A 19057-nucleotide genomic window follows, 5' to 3' on the forward strand; every position below is an offset into this window, starting at 1 on the left:
TATTTTTGTTTATTTGCAAAAAATATGTGACTGTTTATTATAAAAGAATAAAGTCATACTGACTTTTTTTAAGCTAGGATGTTATATAAAGTGTATGGGTAGGGGAGGAGTTTGGCAGTGGAGGATAAAAAACTTGTTAAAAAGATAAAATCCGGGGATACGGAAGCATTAAACGAACTTATCTTGAAATATTATAATGATATTTATTCCTATTGTTACAGAAGGCTTTGTAACAAGGAAAATGCTCAAGATATCACGCAGGATGTGTTTCTCAGCTTTTGCCGCAATTTCAAAAATTATACTGAAAGGGGAAAATGCAAAAATTATTTATATGTGATAGCCCATAATCTATGCATAAATGAATCTCGTAAAAAGACTCCAATTCCTGTAGAAAATATTGAAATAGGAGATTCCTATGGAAATAATACTTTAGAGAACAAGTTTGAGACTGAAGGTTCTGTTGAAGCTGCCTTAAATCAATTACCCGAGGAACAAAAAGATGTCATTTTGCTTAGATTTTATCATGATTTTAAGTTAAAAGACATTGCTAAAATTATGAATTCTGGATTGTCTGTTACAAAATATCGTCTTGGTAGGGGTCTTAAAATTTTAAGCACACTGCTGTCAAAGGAGGATTGGATATGAAGATTAATGATGAAAAGATGCATGAAACACTTAAGCAATTTTCGGTTCCGGACTATGACAGACATAAACTTCAGGAGACTATAAAGGTTTCAATAGAAGCATACAAAGGAAACTTTTTTTCAAGAAGAATTGATTTTGGGGACTTCATACGTATGCAGGTTCGGTTTATTGGAGGTTGGATCTGGATAATACAGGCTATGATTTTAATAGGATTTCTTGTTTTAATTTCACAAAATAATTTTGAAGGAGATAACCTGAAAAATATTGTAGTGCTTTTCTCACTTGCGGCTCCAATGATTGCTTTTGTTGGGTTTCCAGAACTTTTGAAGAGTTATGCTCATGATATGGAGGAAATTGAGTTATGTACTCGTTTTTCTATGAGAAAATTGATTGCAGCCAGAATGATTATTCTTGGCTTTGTGGATTTATTTTGTCTTACAATAATTCTTGCAGTATCTGCTTTTCATAATGACAGTGTATTTATTTTTAGAATGATATTGTATCTTGTTGTGCCATTTAATGTTACCTGTTGTGGATGTATTACTGTGATGAATCATGTAAAAAGCAGACAGGGTGGATATTACTGTGGAATAATCTGCTTTTTGTGTATGGCTGTTTTCGGATGGTTGTCTTTTGTAAAAAGTTATTATGAGACGGTATCCCAGGGAGTTTGGTTAATAATGTTTTTAATTACCACTTTTTATTTTGCGTCAGCGGTTATAAAGTATTTTAAAGGTTTTGCTGGTGATTTAGAGAAAGAACACACAATTTCTATAAGGTGGTAAATAGGTTTAAGGAGGGAATAATCATGAAGCTTACATTTAGTAATGTAACAAAACAGTATAAAGATAAAAAGGCGGTAGATTCTATATCTGTGACTCTTACATCTGGCATATACGGGCTTTTAGGTGCAAATGGAGCTGGAAAGACTACACTTATGCGTATGACCTGTGGAATTTTGAATCCTACCTCGGGAGATATTCTTCTGGATGGCAAGAATACTGTTTCCATGGGTGAGAGTTATAGGGAAATCCTTGGCTATCTTCCGCAAAATTTTGGGTATTATCCTGGATTTACGGCTGCTGACTATTTGATGTATGTAGCTGCATTAAAGGGTTTAAGTGCGGAAGCTGCAAAAGTTCGTTCAAATGAGCTTTTAGAACTTGTGTCTCTTGAAAGTGTATCCAAGAAAAAAATAAAGACATTTTCAGGAGGCATGAAACGGAGACTTGGTATTGCACAGGCTCTTTTAAATGATCCTGGAATACTTGTCCTTGATGAACCAACTGCAGGTCTTGATCCAAAAGAACGTGTTCATTTTAGAAATTTGATATCACAGATTTCCAGGGATAAAATCGTGATCCTCTCAACACACATAGTGTCTGATGTGGAATATATCGCAGATACAATTTTGATGATGAAAGATGGAAGAATTATTAATAAAGGTCAGCCAAGTGAAATAATTTTAGCCGTTAATGGATGCGTATGGGAGTCAAAGGTGGAAACAGGACAGGCAGAAACGTTAAGAGCACAATATACTATTTCGAACTTGAGGCATGGACAAGATCAGGATATTTTACGTATAGTTTCAAAGAATAAACCTGATAAAAATGCAATACAGGTTCAGCCAACTCTTGAGGACTTGTATCTTTCCTATTTTTCAGAAGAATCACAAAATAGGCAAAGGAGATAGGATATACATGAGAATATTTATTTTAGAGCTTAAGCGTCTTGTAAAAACACGTGCTGTGTGGATTTCCATAGCCATTGGAGTTATATTGTCTATTGCACTTTCCTTTTCAACAATTTCAAGTAATGAATATGAGTATGCAGGCAAAAACAATAGTATGGAAAAAATCACTGGAATATCAGCAATTAAGGCAAACAAAAAACAAGCGAAACCTTTTGAAGGCGAAGTTACTGTAGAAGATTTGCAGTCAGATTTGGAGGTGTTTCACAGCCTGGTCAAACAATATGGAAATGATATTCCGTATAATTTATTCTGCAAAGAAATAATTCCAAGATGGATGCATCTTAATTTGATTACAAGTGTTTATTCAGGGGATGATTCAAATATATTTGAAGGATTGAAAAATGTTTATCCAAATGATATTACAAATATTTATTCCAATAGAAATGAGGTATTAAAAAATAAATTACTGGTGAAGTATCCGAACAACGTAGCTGCACAGAGTAAAGCTTTGACGCAAAATGCCAGTGTAAAAACTCCATTTATTTATAAAGGTGGAATACAGAGTACAAGAGGTTTTACTGATATTGACTTTCTTAGTTTAATTTTAGCTATTCTTTGCATTTTTATGAATTCACCTATTTTTTCAGGAGAGTATCAAACCGGTTCAGATGATATTTTAAGATGTACCAAGTATGGACGCGGCCGTCTTGGATTAAGTAAAATATGTGCCTCAGTACTTATAGATTTTATTTTGTTTGTTATTTGTATTTCTACTTATTTAATTATAATAGAACATGCCTATGGTATGGAAAGTCTAAAGAGTTCTATACAAATGTTTATGCCGTTTAGCATTCTTCCAATGACTATAGGACAAGCAGGAGAATTTGTTATTCTGGCAGGATTTATCAACGTCTTTGCTGTTTTATGTTTTACCATGTTCTTATCTTCTGTATCAAGTAATTCCACGACTACACTTATAATTGCAATTGCAATTTTTATATTTCCTGATATTTTTTTTACAATTACACACTGGAATGGGAATTTAACAAGTTTACTTGGAAGTATCCTCCCATCTGGCGGGATTGGCATTACAAATAATTTTTACCACCAGATAAAGGATTTAAATTTTATTACTATAGGTAATTTTAGTATTTGGTCACCATATCTTATTATAAGTGCATCAGTTATAGAAATACCTCTATTTTTTCTCCTTTCAGTGAGAGGTTACTGTAAACATCAGGCGGTGTAAAGAACTACCTTATTTTAAGGTTTCTATAGCGGTTTATGGCAGCACATACTTCGTATTTTCTTGGAAGAGCCATGAATCCGGGATGAGAGGTGTAGGGGGCAAGCAAACTGAATCCGGATTTTTCTATTTTGATAAGCAGTTCATCTATGCATTTGTAAATAGGCTTTGTGCCGTCAATTACATTTTTAATTAGAAATTGCAGCATGGCTGCAGTGCAGTTTGTCTGGCTGGCAGTACATAACTGTTCAAGTCCTGCAAGTTCTATTTGAGACTTTCCACATAGTATAGAATATTTTCCCTTTGATTTTATTCTGTCCCTTGGACCGAGAGGTATTTTTGCTATGACCCTGTTTGAATTTGTGGTAAATTTTATATCGTCTGCGGTTATTTCAGGTGCCGGGTCAGATGATATAATTTCTTTTGCCCGTTTAGTTACATCCTTTGGAATATATTCATCCATCATTATAACGTGATCCGCCACATTAAAGTAGTCTCCAGATCCACCCATTACGAGTATAGCTGATACATTGTTTTCACTATACATCTGTTTTATTCTTTTAATAAACGGGGTAATGGGTTCTTTGTCTTTTTTTACAAGTTGCTGCATTTTTTCATCGCGTATCATGAAATTTGTTGCAGAAGTATCTTCATCTATTAAAAGGAGTCTGCTTTTCGCTTCAAGAGCCTCTATTACATTTGCAGCCTGGGAGGTGCTACCGCTTGCATTTTCAGTGGAAAATTTGCTTGTGTCTTTATTGTTTGGAAGATTATTTATAAATGGAGATATATTTACCTTTTCTATAGATCTGCCGTCTTCAGCCCGTATTTTTACAGCGTCATCACGTGTAATCACAAATTCCCGTCCATCATTTTTTATATGATCGTAGATTCCAAGTTCAAGGGCTCTTAAAAGGGTGGATTTTCCGTGATATCCTCCTCCGACTATCAAGGTTATGCCTTCTGGAATGCCCATTCCACGAATAGTTTTATGGCTTGGCAGGTTAAATTCAACTTCTAAATTTTGAGGGCTTTTGAAGGATACTGCATCTTTTAAAGGTGTATCTGATATTCCGTTTTGACGAGGAAGCACAGAGCCATTTGCAATGAATGCAACAAGCTTTTTTTCTTTTAACGTGTGTCTTATATAATTCTGATCCAGTACGAGCTGTATTTGCTGTTCGAGGCCGGCTTTGTCTATATTTTTCATGATCAACGATTTATCTATAATAAAAGGAAGTATTTCATTAAAAATTTTATCTGCAAGTTTTCCAAGAACTTTTCTTCCTGAGGCTGGCATTCCAAGTTCAAATCTTGTTTCAATAGTGTTATTTGATATTAAAGTCGACGTTCTTTGAAGAATTTCCTGACCACAGTGATCTATACTTATTGAACCGCTTTTGCCGGATGCTTTTGTAACTGCATGGCTGTTCTTTATGTTCCTTTCGAAGGTCCTTGTTAGAAAATCACAGACAGCTGTAATTTTCAGTTTTGAATCTATAAAGTCGCGGGGAATTTCGCTTTCTTTTAAGGACATTGTTATTTTGCACCTTGATGGTGGGGCAAAGGGATCTGACTGAATGTGCTCTATTGAAAGAATGTATTTTTCAAAATTATATTCTCCCGTTAATTTTTTATAAGAGGAATATCCTCTTCCATCTATTGATAATAATAGTTTTTTGAGTTCGCTGTAGTTTTTCACAAATATATCCTCCATAGTTTATATTTTAATCATATAAAAGTATAAACCCTAGATTATTCTGTTTGCAATAAATTTTAATTAAACTATTGAAATGTTATGTTTTTGATAGTATAATATTGATTGTTGTTGTGGCATTTGATGTATAATTAAACAGTAATGTATTTCATGAGTAAATCTATGGAGAGGTGTTCGAGAGGTTTAAGGAGCACGCCTGGAAAGCGTGTGTAGGGGAAACTCTACCGGGGGTTCGAATCCCCCTCTCTCCGCCATTTAAACTTTGTCGTGCTAGATGGGGAGTTAGCGGTGCCCTTTACCTGCAATCCGCTATAGCAGGGTTGAGTTCCTTGCTTAGGCTTCAAACTTGTAGGGCTGGCCTGTAAAAGTGGTGTTGATAACCGGGTCCCACGCAATGAAAACTCATGAACCCCGTCAGGTCCGGAAGGAAGCAGCGGTAAGTGATAATTTTCGTGTGCCGTGGAAAAACCTGATTTGAGCTAACTGTATAGGTAACGCCTATGGTTTGTTAGACGAAGCAAGGTGCACGACTTTAATATTGATTTTTAAGATACCTTTAGGGTGTCTTTTTTTATTTACCTATTCCTTTCATAGGGTATAATATAAAAAAGAAGGTGATTATATGGCTTATACGGCACTTTATAGAGAATGGAGACCTAAGACATTTAGTGATGTTGTTGGTCAGGAACACATAACCGTAACTTTAAAAAATCAGGTGGTTAATCATAGAATAGCTCATGCCTATCTTTTCTCCGGAATGAGAGGTACAGGTAAAACATCTACCGCCAAAATTCTTGCAAAGGCAGTTAATTGTGAGGATCTGCAAAATGGAGAACCTTGCAATGAATGTGACATGTGTAAGAAGATAAATCGTGGAATTGCAATTGATGTGATTGAAATGGATGCAGCGTCCAAGAGACGTCTCGAGGACATAAAGGATGTAATAGAAAATGTAAAATATCCACCACAGGAAGGAAAATACAAAGTTTACATAATGGATGAGGTTCATATGCTTACGCAGGAAGCGGTAAACGCATTTTTGAAAACTCTTGAGGAGCCTCCTGAAAATGTAATATTTATTCTTGCAACTACCGATCCTCAAAAATTACCTGTGACTATATTGTCAAGGTGTCAGAAATTTGATTTCAGAAGGATAAAAAGCAGTGATGTTTTTAAAAGATTAAGGTATATAGTGGATATAAAAGGTGTATTTGCAGATGACAGGAGCTTGAATCTAATTTCAAGAATATGTGACGGTGCCATGAGAGATGCACTTAGTGTTCTTGATCAGGCAATATCAATGGGCGGCGGTAAGGTAAAATATGATGACGTAGTTGAGATGCTGGGGCTTGTTACAAATGACAATCTATTCAAACTAACTGAGAGTATAATAGATAAGAATGTTGAAGATTCAATGAAAGTAATTGATGATGTGGTTTTGAGCGGGAAAGACATATACAATTTCATAAGAGACATGATAACTCATTTTAGAAATTTATTGATGGCGAAAGTTTCTAATGCACCGGAAGAGGTTCTTGATATGTCTGAAGAAAATATAAAGCTTGTAAAGGATCAGTCTGAAAAAATAAGAGTAGAAGAAATAATGAGGGATATCAGGATACTTCAGGATGCCGAGGAACAGTCAAAATGGGTAAAACAAAGCAGGATATATCTTGAGCTTTCCGTTATAAAAATGTGCAAAATAGAATACGACACTTCAAAAGAGGTAATGCTGTCAAGAATCAATAGATTGGAAGAAGCATTTAAGGGAGGCTATGTTAAAAAGCCTCAAGACACTAAAAAAGAGGTAAAAAAGAAGAACTTGGAGAAAACTTTTGAGCAAGGTAATGAGACATCCAGAGACTTGAAGGCTGAAAAAGCTGAAAAAATCAAGAAAAATACTCCTGAAGAAGAAGTGTATGAAGAAAATATACATTCAAAAATAACTCTTGATATTGTAAAGAAAAAATGGCAGGATATACTTGAAGCTTTCAAGGCAAGGCATCAAATGGTTATATTTGCAGCACTTACTACAGGCGAAGCATTTAAGTGTGAAAATGGAATTATAACTATAAAATATGCCAAAGACTATTCCTTTCATAAACAGAGGCTTGAAAAAGGGGAGAGCAGCAAAATTGTTGAAAGTGTATTTTCAGAGGTATTAAAGGAAAGAGTAAGATTGAAGTATATTATTGAAGACGAGGAAATTCCTGAGTCAAAAGAGCAGATACTTAAAAATACCTTTGGAGAAGATATTGTGGAAATACTTGATGAATAACAAATTTATAGATGATGGCAAATATGATATAATTAAAATCAATATTAGTTGAGTTTAAGGAGGAAGTTATATGGCAAAAGGCGGGTTCCCTAATTTTGGTGGTGGAGCAAACATGAACAATATTATGAAACAGGCTCAAAAAATGCAAAAACAGATGAAAGACATGCAGGAAGATCTTGAAAACAAGGAATTTTCAGCTGCAGTTGGTGGTGGAGCTGTGACTGCTGTTGTAAATGGAAAAAAAGAAATAAAAAGTATAAAAATAAAACCGGAGGTAGTTGATCCTGACGATATAGAAATGCTTGAGGATCTTGTACTTAGTGCATGCAACGAGGCACTTAAAAATGCTGACGAACAGTCTGCAGCTGAAATGAAAAAATTAACAGGCGGACTTAATATTCCGGGAATGTTTTAAAAAATGCCCCATCTTCTAAAGGTGGGGTATTATAGTAAAGTGGGTGACAAATATGGATTTTTATCCGATAGCCATAGAGAAGTTAATAGAGGAGTTTGCGAAACTCCCAGGAATAGGTTATAAGACGGCGCAGAGATTAACACTTTATGTGCTTAATTTACCGGGAAATGAAGTTAAAGAGTTTGCAGAAGCTTTAATGAAAGCAAGAGGAACTATAAAGTATTGCTCCGTTTGTGGAAATTTTACTGATTCAGATCCATGTGGTATATGTTCCAATCCCAATAGAGACAAGAATATTATATGTGTTGTGGAGCAGCCAAAAGACATAATGGCAATAGAAAAAGTAAAGGAATATAATGGAGTTTATCATGTATTACACGGCAATATATCCCCGATGGCGGGAAGAGGACCTGATGATATAAAACTCAGAGAACTTGTAAGAAGGATAAACAAAGATGTAAAAGAAGTAATAGTTGCAACAAATCCGAATGTGGAAGGTGAAGCCACAGCTATGTATATATCCAGGATATTGAATCCTCTTGGAGTCAAAGTTACAAGGATCGCACATGGAGTTCCTGTCGGCGGAGATCTTGAATATTCGGATGAAGTTACTCTATCCAAGGCTTTTGAAGGAAGAGTAAAGATATAGGCAGCATGTATATTAATCCTAATTTATGTCAAGTATTTATATGACAATATAAATTAGGAGGATTTTTTTATGAACAGAAAAAATATAATAAAGTTTTTACTTGCAAAAAAATCTACGTACACTAAAGAGCAGAAAAAACTTTTGAATGATATAGAGGAAGCAAGACAAGAAATAACAAGGTGCGAAATTTACTTTAACAAAGTAAAAGATCCGCATCTTGTTGACTATGCTATACATATGGAAGAAGCTGCAAAGTCAAAATATATGTATCTTCTTAGTCAGGCCAAGAAAAGTAATATAAAGATAAACACAGGAAATATATTTGAATGTTCCAAGCAAGTTAAAAAGTCTTCTTAAAAAAAAGTTAACAATGTCTCTTTTGTATTAATACTTTGTTACTGTTAGAATATAAATTAATAGTAGTGGGTAAAAAAATGCGGGGGAGACGATGATATGTTTCATTTTGAATATATAGGATACTTTTTAATCGCAATTTTGGGACTTTATATAATCGTAAAAGTATTTTCATGGCCTATAAAAATACTTTTTAAATTAATTGTAAATGCTGTATTGGGTGCATTTTTTCTAATAGTGCTTAACTTTGTAGGGAAATATTTTGGATTATATATAGGGATAAATGCAGTTACATCGCTTATAGCAGGATTCTTTGGTATACCTGGAGTTATATTTTTGATAGTGTTTAAGTTGTTTTTCTAGTGGATTTGTTCTGTAATTATTTTAGAGGTGATTAGTTGAATTTTACAAAGGCTGTAGTAAGAGGAAGGTTTATAAAGAGAATAAACAGATTTGAGGCATATGTAAACATTGATGGACAAGTGTGCCTTGTGCATGTGCCGAATACAGGAAGATGCAAGGAGATACTTTTGCCTTCAGCAATTGTATTGCTTAGATGTGAAAATGGTGAAAAACGAAAAACCAAGTATGATCTTATAGCAGCATATAAGGATAATATCTTGATAAACATAGATTCGCAAATACCAAACAGAGTAGTTGAGGAAGCACTAAAATATCAGAAAATAGTTATGTTTGAGAAATATACAAATATTGAAAGAGAAAAGACATTTGGAAATAGCAGGTTTGATTTTAAACTTTCAGGCGGGGAGAAAGAAGTATGCTATCTGGAAGTAAAAGGAGTTACGCTTGAGAAACATGGGGTGGCCAAGTTTCCGGATGCACCTACTGAAAGAGGCAGAAAGCATGTTTTAGAACTTATTGATGTAAAAAAATCAAAAATGGAGGCGGCCATTTTGTTTTTGATACAGATGGAAAATATAAAATATTTCACACCTGAGGATGATATTGATGAAAAGTTTGGACAAGTACTTCGACTCGCTTTTAAAGCAGGAGTAGATGTACTTGCATATAACTGTAAAGTTGGTGAAAATTTTATAGAACTCATGAACAGGATAGAGGTAAAATTATAATAATATAGGCCTCGTCAAGTGGTTCATATTAAGTGTATTTTTGTTTGAAAAATATTACATATATATTATAATATAATAAAGACTTATGCTTTTATTTAAAATGATACTCTTTATTTGTTAAGGGGGTGCAAACTGTTTATAAAACAGTGAAATTATGAAATTTAATTATTGTCCCATATGTGGAAGAAAATTAGATGAAAAGGGCAGCTGGGATGAAGGAGTAGTACCATATTGCCCGGTAGACGATGTATTTTATTTTGACACTCCTAAACCATGTATCGTAGTTGCGGTTTTAAATGGCAGTAAGATATTGCTTCTCAAGCAGAGCTATATATATAAAAATTCTAAAGTGCTTCTTTCAGGATATGTTTCAAATGGAGAAACGGTTGAAGAAACCGTGCATAGGGAAGTTATGGAAGAGTCTGGGCTTAAAATTAAAGGTTTGAGATATCTTGGAAGCGATTATGTTGAGGAAAAAGGACTTGTTATGCTTACATTTATGGCAGAATATGATGGGGGAAAGCTAAAAAAATCCTGTGAAGTTGAAGGGATAAATTGGACGGATATTCAAGATGCAATATCTGAAATGAGTGAAGATTTCATAGGAAAACGTGTTGTAAACAAGATCCTTGATATATTGGAAAGTTAAACTTGAATTTAAGGAGGAAAACGGAGTGGCTAAATATGTACCTGAAATAAAGGGAATTTTAAAAAGACATGTTATTCAACTGCCTGAAGTTATAAGAGAAGCAAGTGGTATAAAGATATTTGGAAAAAGACTTAAGTCATTTGTATTTACAACGGATGTTGCGGTTATAAAAAATACAAATGCGGATGCAGTTATAGCAGTATATCCGTTTACACCACAACCACTTATAACACAGGCTATTGTGCTGGCGGCTGATGTTCCCGTTTTCTGTGGAGTTGGAGGTGGAATTACATCGGGCAGGAGAATTGTTAATCTGGCACTCGATGCTGAGTTCAAGGGGGTCATGGGCATTGTTGTAAACAGCAGCACTTCTAACTCTGTAATAAGACAAATAAGAGATACAATTGATATTCCGATAATAGTTACTGTAATATCGGAGTATGAAAATATACATGAAAGAATAAAAGCTGGTGCCTCAATAATAAATGTATCCGGTGCAGACAAAACCGACAAAATAGTTGAGTATATAAGAAAAAATTACCCGGAATTTCCAATAATAGCTACTGGCGGAGTTTCGGAAGAGAGCATAAGAGATACTATAAAAGCCGGCGCGAATGCAATAACGTTTACTCCTCCTACAGCAAGTGATATATTAAAGAAAATTATGGATAAGTATAGAGAAGAATATAAAAATAGGGGAATTGACAAGTGATTTTTTATATGTTTTTTAGATAAACAATAAATTAATTATTAGAGGGAGCTAGTATGAAGGGTGTTTTGTATTATTTTAGTGGTACTGGTAATACTAAATGGGTTGCGGATAGATTCAAGACGGATTTTAAATTATACAATGTAAATTTAAATCTGGTAAATATAGAAAATAAGGAAATGGTAAAAGAGGAATGTATGAAACAGTATGATTTCATGGTATTTGGTTCACCTGCACATGCTGAGTTTCCGCCAAGGATTATGTGTGACTTTCTAAGAGATTTTAAGTCAAAGAGTAATGAAATCAGAACAATAGTTTATTCTACACAGGGGGGGAAAACTTCATCTTCCTCGTGTTTTATGTCAAAATGTCTGAAGAAAAAAGGATATAGGATTGATGTACAAACGTGTATAAGAATGCCAAACAACTTTTATTTTTGTTTTGGCAGAAAGCCGCTTAAGAAGAACATTGATGCATTACTTTCTGATGCTGAACAAAAAATAAAGCATATTGTAAAAAACTTTATAGAGAAAGATACTGTGATAGAATCAAACAATGAACTCAGGCTTTACACGGGTAAAATTTTATCCAGAGCGTTTAAAAGTAGAATTCCTAAAATATCAAAAAACATGGTATCTACTGATGCTTGTAATAAATGCGGTTTGTGCCTTATGAACTGTCCACAAAATAATATAACTTTTGAAAATGGGCATGCTGTTTTTCACAGCAAGTGTTTGTTATGTATGAGGTGTATACATATCTGTCCTTTGAATGCAATAACTTATAAAAACAAGGTTATAGATCAGACTCAAAAAAATATTATAAATTCTCTGGAACTCAATACATAAAATTAATTTTGACATGAACATTCTATAACTATATTTCATATAGTATAGTAAAGCATGGTTCAAAATTAACTATCTTTAAAAGATAGAAAACGGAAAAAATTTTTTAAAAGGGTATTGACATATTGAAAATTAAAATCTATAATAGGTTACAATCTTATAAATAAAGCTGAATTAAAAAAATTAATATGTCCTATGATGAGAATAGTAACTTGAAATTAGCTTTAGAGAACCAATGACTGGTGAAAATTGGTGTTATGTTTTAAGTGAATCCGCCTTGGCAGGACTATTACGATGAGTAATACGGGAGTACCGTTATATATATGAGTGGGTTGTAGCTGATTTTACTACAGCCAATAAGGGTGGCAACGCGTTCAATCGTCCCTAACAGGAGATTGAAGGTGTTTTTTTTATTTTAAATTCTATATTTGGATTTGAAAGTCAAGCTGTTATACCAGTTTGACTTTAGCAATATAAAACAGTAAATCATTAAAGTAAATTATATTTGGAGGTAGTAAAATGCATAAAAAGTTATTTGTTCCAGGACCAGTAGAAGTATCAGAAGACGTACTTCAAAAGATGGCAACACCTATGATAGGACATAGAAGCAAGGAGGCGTCGGAGCTTCAAAGAAATATAAGTAACAAGTTAAGAAAAGTATTTCATACAAAAGAAGAAATTTTGCTTTCAACTTCATCAGGTACGGGCCTTATGGAAGGGGCTATAAGGTGTAGTACAGCTAAAAGAGCAGCAGTATTTTCAGTTGGGGCGTTTGGAAGCAGATGGCATAAAATTGCAGAATGTAATAATGTACCTGCAGATTTGTTCGAGGAAGAATGGGGAAAAAGTGTTGATGTAGATAAAATAGACAAGGCTCTTGCTACTGGAAAATATGATGTACTCTGTGTTACACATAATGAAACTTCTACAGGAGTTATGAATCCGGTAGAGGAAATATCCAGGGTATTGAAGAAATATCCAGAGGTTGTATGGTGTCTTGATACGGTAAGTTCCATGGGAGGTACAAAAATAGAAGTTGACAAGCTTGGAGTTGATATATGTCTTACATCTACACAAAAAGCTATAGGTCTTCCACCGGGAATGGCAATATGTTCTTTTTCCGAGAAGGCAGTGGAAAGAGCCAAGAAGATAAAGTTTAGAGGATACTATCTTGATTTGCTGACTTTATATAATTATATTCATAAAAAAGATTATCAATATCCATCAACACCTTCACTTTCCCACATGTTTGCCATGGATTATCAATTGGATAAAATGCTTGATGAAGGACTTGATAATAGATATAAGAGACATCTTCAAATGGCTGAATATGTTAGAGAATGGGCTAAAAAATATTTTGAACTTTATTCGGATGAAAAATATCTTTCAAACACTGTTACAAATATAAAAAATACGAGGGATATAAATGTGGCAGAATTAAACAAGAAGCTTGGAGAAAGAGGATTTCAAATATCAAACGGATATGGAAAACTCAAGGAAAAAGCTTTTAGAATAGCTCATATGGGCGATTGTACTTTGGACGAAATAAAGGAACTTTTGAATACTATAAATGACATTTTAAAGCTGTAAAATATTTGTTTATTAGGGGGGTCAAAATTGACTAAATTATTAATTGCTGATGGAATGGATAAAAAAGCCATGCAGAAACTAATTGAAAATGGATTTGAAGTTGTAGACAAACATTATGAAGAGGAAGAACTGAAAGAACAAATAAAGAACTTTGACGGGATAGTAGTAAGATCTGCTACAAAGATAAGAAAGCCTATTATAGATATTGCAAGAAAAGGGAAACTGAAACTTATAATAAGAGGTGGAGTTGGCCTTGATAATATAGATGTGGAATATGCGGAGCAAAATGGAATAAAAGTTAATAATACACCTAATGCCAGCACTGTATCAGTGGCAGAGATGACACTTGGACATATAATTGCAATATCAAGGTATATAAATATTGCAAATGTTACTATGAGACAAGGCAAATGGGAAAAGAAAAAATACAAGGGCGTTGAGATTTATGGAAAAACTCTTGGACTTATAGGCTTTGGAAGAATAGCAAGAGAGGTAGCTAAAAGAGCTGAAGCAATGGGAATGAAAATAGCCTATTATGACAAGTTAGGTGAGGCTAAAGAATATACAAGGTATGAATTTTTAAGTTTGAATGATCTGATTGCAAATTCAGATTATGTATCAATTCATATACCATTTGGAAAAAATAATAAACCATTGATTGGAAAAGAACAGTTTGAAATTATGAAAGATGGTGCTTATATAATAAATTGTGCAAGGGGTGGAGTTCTGGATGAAGATGAACTTGTAAAGGCACTTGATTCAGGTAAAGTTGCAGGAGCGGCACTTGATGTATTTTGCAATGAGCCATCTCCAGATCAGAAATTGATAGAAAATGACAAAGTTTCGTTAACACCCCATATAGCGGGTTCTACAAAAGAGGCTCAGGAAAGAATAGGAACGGAAATAGTCGAAATAGTTAAAAACTTTTTCAATTAAAAATATTCAGGTGCATAGAAAATTTTATACGATATAATTGGAGGATAATATGGCTGTTATAAGAGAATTTAGAGCTGTCAGACCCCACAAGGATTTTGCATCCAGGGTTGCCGCTCTTCCGTATGATGTCATGAGCAGCGATGAAGCAAGGGAGAAAGTCAAGGAGAATGAATATTCATTTATCCACGTTGACAAAGCGGAAGTTGATTTAGATAAAAATATCGATATATATGATGGAAAAGTATATGAAACAGCAAGTCAGAATTTAAAGCATATGGTTTCTAGGGGAATATTAATTCAAGATAATAAACCATGCTTGTATATATACAGACTTGAGATGAAAGGCAGGGCTCAAACAGGTATTGTATGCTGTACGTCCATTGATGAGTATATTCACAATAAAATAAAAAAGCATGAGTACACAAGGCAGGACAAGGAACTCGATAGAATAAATCATGTAGATCACTGCAATGCAAATACAGGTCCTATTTTTATGACCTATAGATATAATCAAGACATTAGTGACATTATAAACGATCATACTAACAGCAATGCACCGGTTTATGATTTTACAGCAGAAGACGGGGTTAGGCATACGGTTTGGGTTATAGATAACGATGACAGAATTTTAAGACTTAAAAGTATATTTAAAACAATAGACGGTCTATATATTGCTGATGGGCATCACAGAGCGGCATCAGCAGTCAAAGTTGGAATTAAGAGGAGAAGAGAAAAAGTGAATTATAGCGGAAAAGAAGAATTTAACTTTTTCCTTTCAGTATTGTTTCCTGATTCTGATTTGAACATTATAGATTATAATAGGGTGGTAAAGGACTTAAACGGCAGTTCCAAAAAAGATTACTTAATTAAAGTAAAAGAAAAATTTCATGTCTGTGAATATGATGGAGAGGGGGGATGTAAGCCTAAAAAGAGGCATGAATATGGTATGTATCTTGATGGCAAATGGTACAGGCTTCAGGCTAAAGAAAACACTTACAACAGTGGCGATGTAGTTTCAAGTCTTGATGTCTCAATACTTCAAAATAATCTGCTTGAACCTGTTCTTGGAATAAAAAATCCTAGAGAGGATGAAAGAATCAATTTTGTAGGTGGAATAAGGGGAATTGGCGAACTTGAAAAAAAGGTTGATACAGGTGAATACAAAGTTGCTTTTTCAATGTATCCTGTAACTTTGAATGAACTTATGGAAATAGCAGATGAAGGCAAAGTAATGCCACCTAAATCAACTTGGTTTGAGCCAAAATTAAGAAGCGGACTGTTTATTCATAATTTATATTGATTTATGCAAAAATATGGAATTGGGCATGGCCTTTATTCCATATTTTTTATGTTATAATTATTTAAGTATGATAGTTTCTTTAAGTGGAGGTAGAAATGTTAAGTACAGGACTTGTTACCATTGACTTGGCAGGAAAAAGCAGCAGGGAATATATAATAAGAGATCATTCAGGTATAACAATAGGCAGGGTATTTATAATAGATTTCTCCAAGGTTAATAAGTTTTCATTGATAAGAATCAAATTTTACAAACAGGGTTATAAAAGTTATGGACTTCTTAGAAATTCTCTGAATATAATGATGGGCATGTTGTTTCAAAGTATGGGTTTAAATAAGATAGATGTTTTGACCGATGACAGTATAAATTTGGATGCGTTTGTAGATTCGGGGTTTGAATTTGAAGGTATAGTTTCCAATAGTGTAAAGACAAACTCGGGATATGGAAATGAAATATTGTTTGGTCTTGATTTTAGCAAGTATAAAAACATGAGTATAAAAAGAAACATCCATATAAAAGGAAAAAACATATATGTAAATATGATGTCTCCAAAAGATGCACAGGCCTTATTGGATTATTATATAAAGAACAGAGATTATCTTAAAGAATTTGAACCGCATAGGGAGGAAAAATTTTATACTCTTGATTTTCAAAAGAAGAATCTTATTGAAAGCTATAAGGATTTTCTGAATGGAAGAAATCTGAACTTCGGTATATATAAAGATGTTAAGTTGATAGGAAAGATACAAATATCAAACATTATAATAGGGATTTTTAAAAGTGCATTTGTAGGATATTCAATAGATAAAGACGAACAGGGCAAGGGATATATGAAGGAAGCATTGAATCTTGTTGTAAAGTACGCTTTTGAAGAAATGAAACTTCACAGGCTGGAGGCATCTACACTTGTAGATAATTTCAAGTCACAGGCAGTTTTAACTGCCTGTGGCTTTGCAAAACTCAGTCTAAACAAAAAATATTTGTTTATCAGTGGAAAATGGAGGGATCATATAACATTTTACAAGTTGAATCCAGGGGTATAAGCGAATAAATAAAGTAAACATAACCAAGTGTATCTATATGCAAAATTCGGAGATATAATAAGGAAAAGGGATATATATGATAATAAGTAAAGAATATGTGGTATATCAAACCAAATAAAGGTACAAGCTGTGATATAATAACATTCGTTGTCCGGTTGAGGAACAGAAAAGAAACAGTTTGATGCACTGTGAAAAAGATGCAAAAAAATGTTGACAAAGGCTGGACAGGATGATATACTTTAAAAGCTGTCTCGGAGGAGACGGCGGGAATGATCCTTGAAAATTAAACAGAGTAAAAAGCAAGCAGAAACTTGAAGAAACAAACCAGCAATTCTTTTGAAATAAACAGTAATGAGCAGAAAGAACTTTTAATATGAGAGTTTGATCCTGGCTCAGGACGAACGCTGGCGGCGTGCCTAACACATGCAAGTCGAGCGAGAGAGTCCCTTCGGGGACAATCTAGCGGCGGACGGGTGAGTAACACGTGGGTAACCTGCCTCAAAGAGGGGGATAGCCTCCCGAAAGGGAGATTAATACCGCATAAGACCTGGATTCACATGGATCCGGGATGAAAGGAGAAATCCGCTTTGAGATGGACCCGCGGCGCATTAGCTAGTTGGTGGGGTAAAGGCCTACCAAGGCAGCGATGCGTAGCCGACCTGAGAGGGTGATCGGCCACATTGGAACTGAGAGACGGTCCAGACTCCTACGGGAGGCAGCAGTGGGGAATATTGCACAATGGGCGAAAGCCTGATGCAGCAACGCCGCGTGAGTGATGAAGGTTTTCGGATCGTAAAGCTCTGTCTTCTGGGAAGATAATGACGGTACCAGAGGAGGAAGCCACGGCTAACTACGTGCCAGCAGCCGCGGTAATACGTAGGTGGCGAGCGTTGTCCGGATTTACTGGGCGTAAAGGGTGCGTAGGCGGATGTTTAAGTGAGATGTGAAATACCCGGGCTTAACCCGGGGGCTGCATTTCAAACTGGACATCTGGAGTGCAGGAGAGGAGAATGGAATTCCTAGTGTAGCGGTGAAATGCGTAGAGATTAGGAAGAACACCAGTGGCGAAGGCGATTCTCTGGACTGTAACTGACGCTGAGGCACGAAAGCGTGGGTAGCAAACAGGATTAGATACCCTGGTAGTCCACGCCGTAAACGATGAGTACTAGGTGTAGGAGGTATCGACCCCTTCTGTGCCGCAGTTAACACATTAAGTACTCCGCCTGGGAAGTACGATCGCAAGATTAAAACTCAAAGGAATTGACGGGGGCCCGCACAAGCAGCGGAGCATGTGGTTTAATTCGAAGCAACGCGAAGAACCTTACCTGGACTTGACATCCCCTGCATAGCCTGGAGACAGGCGAAGCCCTTCGGGGCAGGGAGACAGGTGGTGCATGGTTGTCGTCAGCTCGTGTCGTGAGATGTTAGGTTAAGTCCTGCAACGAGCGCAACCCTTGTTGTTAGTTGCTAACATGTAAAGATGAGCACTCTAACGAGACTGCCGCGGTTAACGCGGAGGAAGGTGGGGATGACGTCAAATCATCATGCCCCTTATGTCCAGGGCGACACACGTGCTACAATGGGCAGAACAGAGAGATGCGAAACCGCGAGGTGGAGCCAAACTAGAAAACTGCCCTCAGTTCGGATTGCAGGCTGAAACCCGCCTGCATGAAGTTGGAGTTGCTAGTAATCGCGAATCAGAATGTCGCGGTGAATACGTTCCCGGGCCTTGTACACACCGCCCGTCACACCATGAGAGCTGGCAACACCCGAAGTCCGCAGTCTAACGTAAGAGGACGCGGCCGAAGGTGGGGTTAGTGATTGGGGTGAAGTCGTAACAAGGTAGCCGTAGGAGAACCTGCGGCTGGATCACCTCCTTTCTAGGGAGAACAGGGATGGA

Annotated in this window: 18 protein-coding genes, 1 tRNA gene, 1 rRNA gene, 1 other RNA gene and 1 other annotated feature; of the genes, 20 read left to right on the forward strand and 1 reads right to left on the reverse strand. The window is 35.5% G+C overall.

What is annotated here, in order from left to right; genetic code table 11:
* Positions 1-117: 117 nt before the first annotated feature.
* Genes AC4CVH_RS14500 through AC4CVH_RS14515 form a run of 4 tightly spaced genes read left to right on the forward strand, consistent with a single transcriptional unit; the run spans position 118 to position 3587 of the window.
* Complete coding sequence (locus AC4CVH_RS14500) at positions 118-645, forward strand: RNA polymerase sigma factor (protein WP_490788454.1); 528 nt, start codon at positions 118-120, stop codon at positions 643-645.
* Positions 642-1430, forward strand: coding sequence for a hypothetical protein (locus AC4CVH_RS14505; RefSeq protein ID WP_490788455.1), 789 nt, complete (start codon positions 642-644; stop codon positions 1428-1430). The genes AC4CVH_RS14500 and AC4CVH_RS14505 overlap by 4 nt, the downstream gene beginning before the upstream one ends.
* A 23-nt stretch (positions 1431-1453) precedes the next feature.
* On the forward strand, positions 1454-2338 hold the full coding sequence (locus AC4CVH_RS14510; protein ID WP_490788456.1) for an ABC transporter ATP-binding protein: 885 nt from the start codon (positions 1454-1456) through the stop codon (positions 2336-2338).
* A 7-nt stretch (positions 2339-2345) separates the two neighbouring features.
* Positions 2346-3587 carry an ABC transporter permease subunit gene (locus AC4CVH_RS14515; protein WP_490788457.1) on the forward strand — a complete coding sequence of 414 codons (1242 nt, stop codon included), beginning with the start codon at positions 2346-2348 and terminating at the stop codon, positions 3585-3587.
* Between the two features lie 4 nt (positions 3588-3591).
* Here the strand turns inward: AC4CVH_RS14515 and AC4CVH_RS14520 are convergent, their stop codons facing one another.
* Positions 3592-5286 (reverse strand): ABC-ATPase domain-containing protein, encoded by a 1695-nt coding sequence (locus AC4CVH_RS14520; RefSeq protein WP_490788458.1) that lies wholly within the window; start codon positions 5284-5286, stop codon positions 3592-3594.
* Between the two features lie 179 nt (positions 5287-5465).
* Here AC4CVH_RS14520 and AC4CVH_RS14525 point away from each other — a divergent pair.
* The 16 genes from AC4CVH_RS14525 to AC4CVH_RS14600 all read left to right on the forward strand — a co-directional run bounded on the left by AC4CVH_RS14525 (position 5466) and on the right by AC4CVH_RS14600 (position 19037).
* Positions 5466-5555: transfer RNA gene (locus AC4CVH_RS14525), tRNA-Ser, on the forward strand.
* Positions 5556-5566: 11 nt separating this feature from the next.
* An RNA gene (gene ffs, locus AC4CVH_RS14530) (signal recognition particle sRNA large type) lies at positions 5567-5831 on the forward strand.
* A 92-nt stretch (positions 5832-5923) separates the two neighbouring features.
* Entirely contained in the window at positions 5924-7579 is a 1656-nt protein-coding gene (gene dnaX / locus AC4CVH_RS14535) for a DNA polymerase III subunit gamma/tau (RefSeq protein ID WP_490788459.1), read from the forward strand.
* A gap of 70 nt (positions 7580-7649) precedes the next feature.
* On the forward strand, positions 7650-7994 hold the full coding sequence (locus AC4CVH_RS14540; protein ID WP_490788460.1) for a YbaB/EbfC family nucleoid-associated protein: 345 nt from the start codon (positions 7650-7652) through the stop codon (positions 7992-7994).
* Between the two features lie 52 nt (positions 7995-8046).
* Positions 8047-8643: a recombination mediator RecR gene (gene recR / locus AC4CVH_RS14545; RefSeq protein WP_490788461.1), complete on the forward strand. Its 597-nt coding sequence runs from the start codon at positions 8047-8049 to the stop codon at positions 8641-8643.
* Between the two features lie 69 nt (positions 8644-8712).
* Complete coding sequence (locus AC4CVH_RS14550) at positions 8713-9000, forward strand: DUF2508 family protein (protein WP_490788462.1); 288 nt, start codon at positions 8713-8715, stop codon at positions 8998-9000.
* Positions 9001-9096: 96 nt separating this feature from the next.
* Positions 9097-9360 carry a pro-sigmaK processing inhibitor BofA family protein gene (locus AC4CVH_RS14555; RefSeq protein WP_490788463.1) on the forward strand — a complete coding sequence of 88 codons (264 nt, stop codon included), beginning with the start codon at positions 9097-9099 and terminating at the stop codon, positions 9358-9360.
* A gap of 35 nt (positions 9361-9395) precedes the next feature.
* On the forward strand, positions 9396-10088 hold the full coding sequence (gene sfsA, locus AC4CVH_RS14560; protein ID WP_490788464.1) for a DNA/RNA nuclease SfsA: 693 nt from the start codon (positions 9396-9398) through the stop codon (positions 10086-10088).
* Between the two features lie 154 nt (positions 10089-10242).
* The gene (locus AC4CVH_RS14565; RefSeq protein ID WP_490788465.1) at positions 10243-10737 is read left to right on the forward strand and encodes an NAD(+) diphosphatase; all 495 of its coding nucleotides are present in this window, start codon (positions 10243-10245) and stop codon (positions 10735-10737) included.
* A gap of 25 nt (positions 10738-10762) precedes the next feature.
* Positions 10763-11449 carry a hydrolase gene (locus AC4CVH_RS14570; protein WP_490788466.1) on the forward strand — a complete coding sequence of 229 codons (687 nt, stop codon included), beginning with the start codon at positions 10763-10765 and terminating at the stop codon, positions 11447-11449.
* Between the two features lie 53 nt (positions 11450-11502).
* The gene (locus AC4CVH_RS14575) at positions 11503-12294 is read left to right on the forward strand and encodes an EFR1 family ferrodoxin (protein ID WP_490788467.1); all 792 of its coding nucleotides are present in this window, start codon (positions 11503-11505) and stop codon (positions 12292-12294) included.
* A gap of 183 nt (positions 12295-12477) precedes the next feature.
* Positions 12478-12680 (forward strand) — a binding site (T-box leader).
* A 130-nt stretch (positions 12681-12810) separates the two neighbouring features.
* A complete protein-coding gene (locus AC4CVH_RS14580) occupies positions 12811-13881 on the forward strand; it encodes a pyridoxal-phosphate-dependent aminotransferase family protein (protein ID WP_490788468.1) in 1071 nt (356 codons plus the stop codon).
* Between the two features lie 27 nt (positions 13882-13908).
* Entirely contained in the window at positions 13909-14817 is a 909-nt protein-coding gene (locus tag AC4CVH_RS14585) for a D-2-hydroxyacid dehydrogenase (protein WP_490788469.1), read from the forward strand.
* 49 nt (positions 14818-14866) lie between these two features.
* A complete protein-coding gene (locus AC4CVH_RS14590) occupies positions 14867-16117 on the forward strand; it encodes a DUF1015 domain-containing protein (protein ID WP_490788470.1) in 1251 nt (416 codons plus the stop codon).
* A gap of 95 nt (positions 16118-16212) precedes the next feature.
* Positions 16213-17157, forward strand: coding sequence for a GNAT family N-acetyltransferase (locus tag AC4CVH_RS14595; protein WP_490788471.1), 945 nt, complete (start codon positions 16213-16215; stop codon positions 17155-17157).
* Between the two features lie 369 nt (positions 17158-17526).
* Positions 17527-19037, forward strand: a 16S ribosomal RNA gene (locus tag AC4CVH_RS14600).
* The last annotated feature ends 20 nt before the right edge of the window (positions 19038-19057 follow it).

It is taken from the genome of Clostridium pabulibutyricum (assembly GCF_058242705.1).

Coding starts and splice junctions, on each gene's coding strand:
- AC4CVH_RS14505 (WP_490788455.1), top strand. CDS start 642: ATGAAGATTAATGATGAAAAGATGCATGAAACACTTAAGCAATTTTCG.
- AC4CVH_RS14510 (WP_490788456.1), top strand. CDS start 1,454: ATGAAGCTTACATTTAGTAATGTAACAAAACAGTATAAAGATAAAAAG.
- AC4CVH_RS14515 (WP_490788457.1), top strand. CDS start 2,346: ATGAGAATATTTATTTTAGAGCTTAAGCGTCTTGTAAAAACACGTGCT.
- dnaX (WP_490788459.1), top strand. CDS start 5,924: ATGGCTTATACGGCACTTTATAGAGAATGGAGACCTAAGACATTTAGT.
- AC4CVH_RS14540 (WP_490788460.1), top strand. CDS start 7,650: ATGGCAAAAGGCGGGTTCCCTAATTTTGGTGGTGGAGCAAACATGAAC.
- recR (WP_490788461.1), top strand. CDS start 8,047: ATGGATTTTTATCCGATAGCCATAGAGAAGTTAATAGAGGAGTTTGCG.
- AC4CVH_RS14550 (WP_490788462.1), top strand. CDS start 8,713: ATGAACAGAAAAAATATAATAAAGTTTTTACTTGCAAAAAAATCTACG.
- AC4CVH_RS14555 (WP_490788463.1), top strand. CDS start 9,097: ATGTTTCATTTTGAATATATAGGATACTTTTTAATCGCAATTTTGGGA.
- AC4CVH_RS14565 (WP_490788465.1), top strand. CDS start 10,243: ATGAAATTTAATTATTGTCCCATATGTGGAAGAAAATTAGATGAAAAG.
- AC4CVH_RS14575 (WP_490788467.1), top strand. CDS start 11,503: ATGAAGGGTGTTTTGTATTATTTTAGTGGTACTGGTAATACTAAATGG.
- AC4CVH_RS14580 (WP_490788468.1), top strand. CDS start 12,811: ATGCATAAAAAGTTATTTGTTCCAGGACCAGTAGAAGTATCAGAAGAC.
- AC4CVH_RS14590 (WP_490788470.1), top strand. CDS start 14,867: ATGGCTGTTATAAGAGAATTTAGAGCTGTCAGACCCCACAAGGATTTT.
- AC4CVH_RS14595 (WP_490788471.1), top strand. CDS start 16,213: ATGTTAAGTACAGGACTTGTTACCATTGACTTGGCAGGAAAAAGCAGC.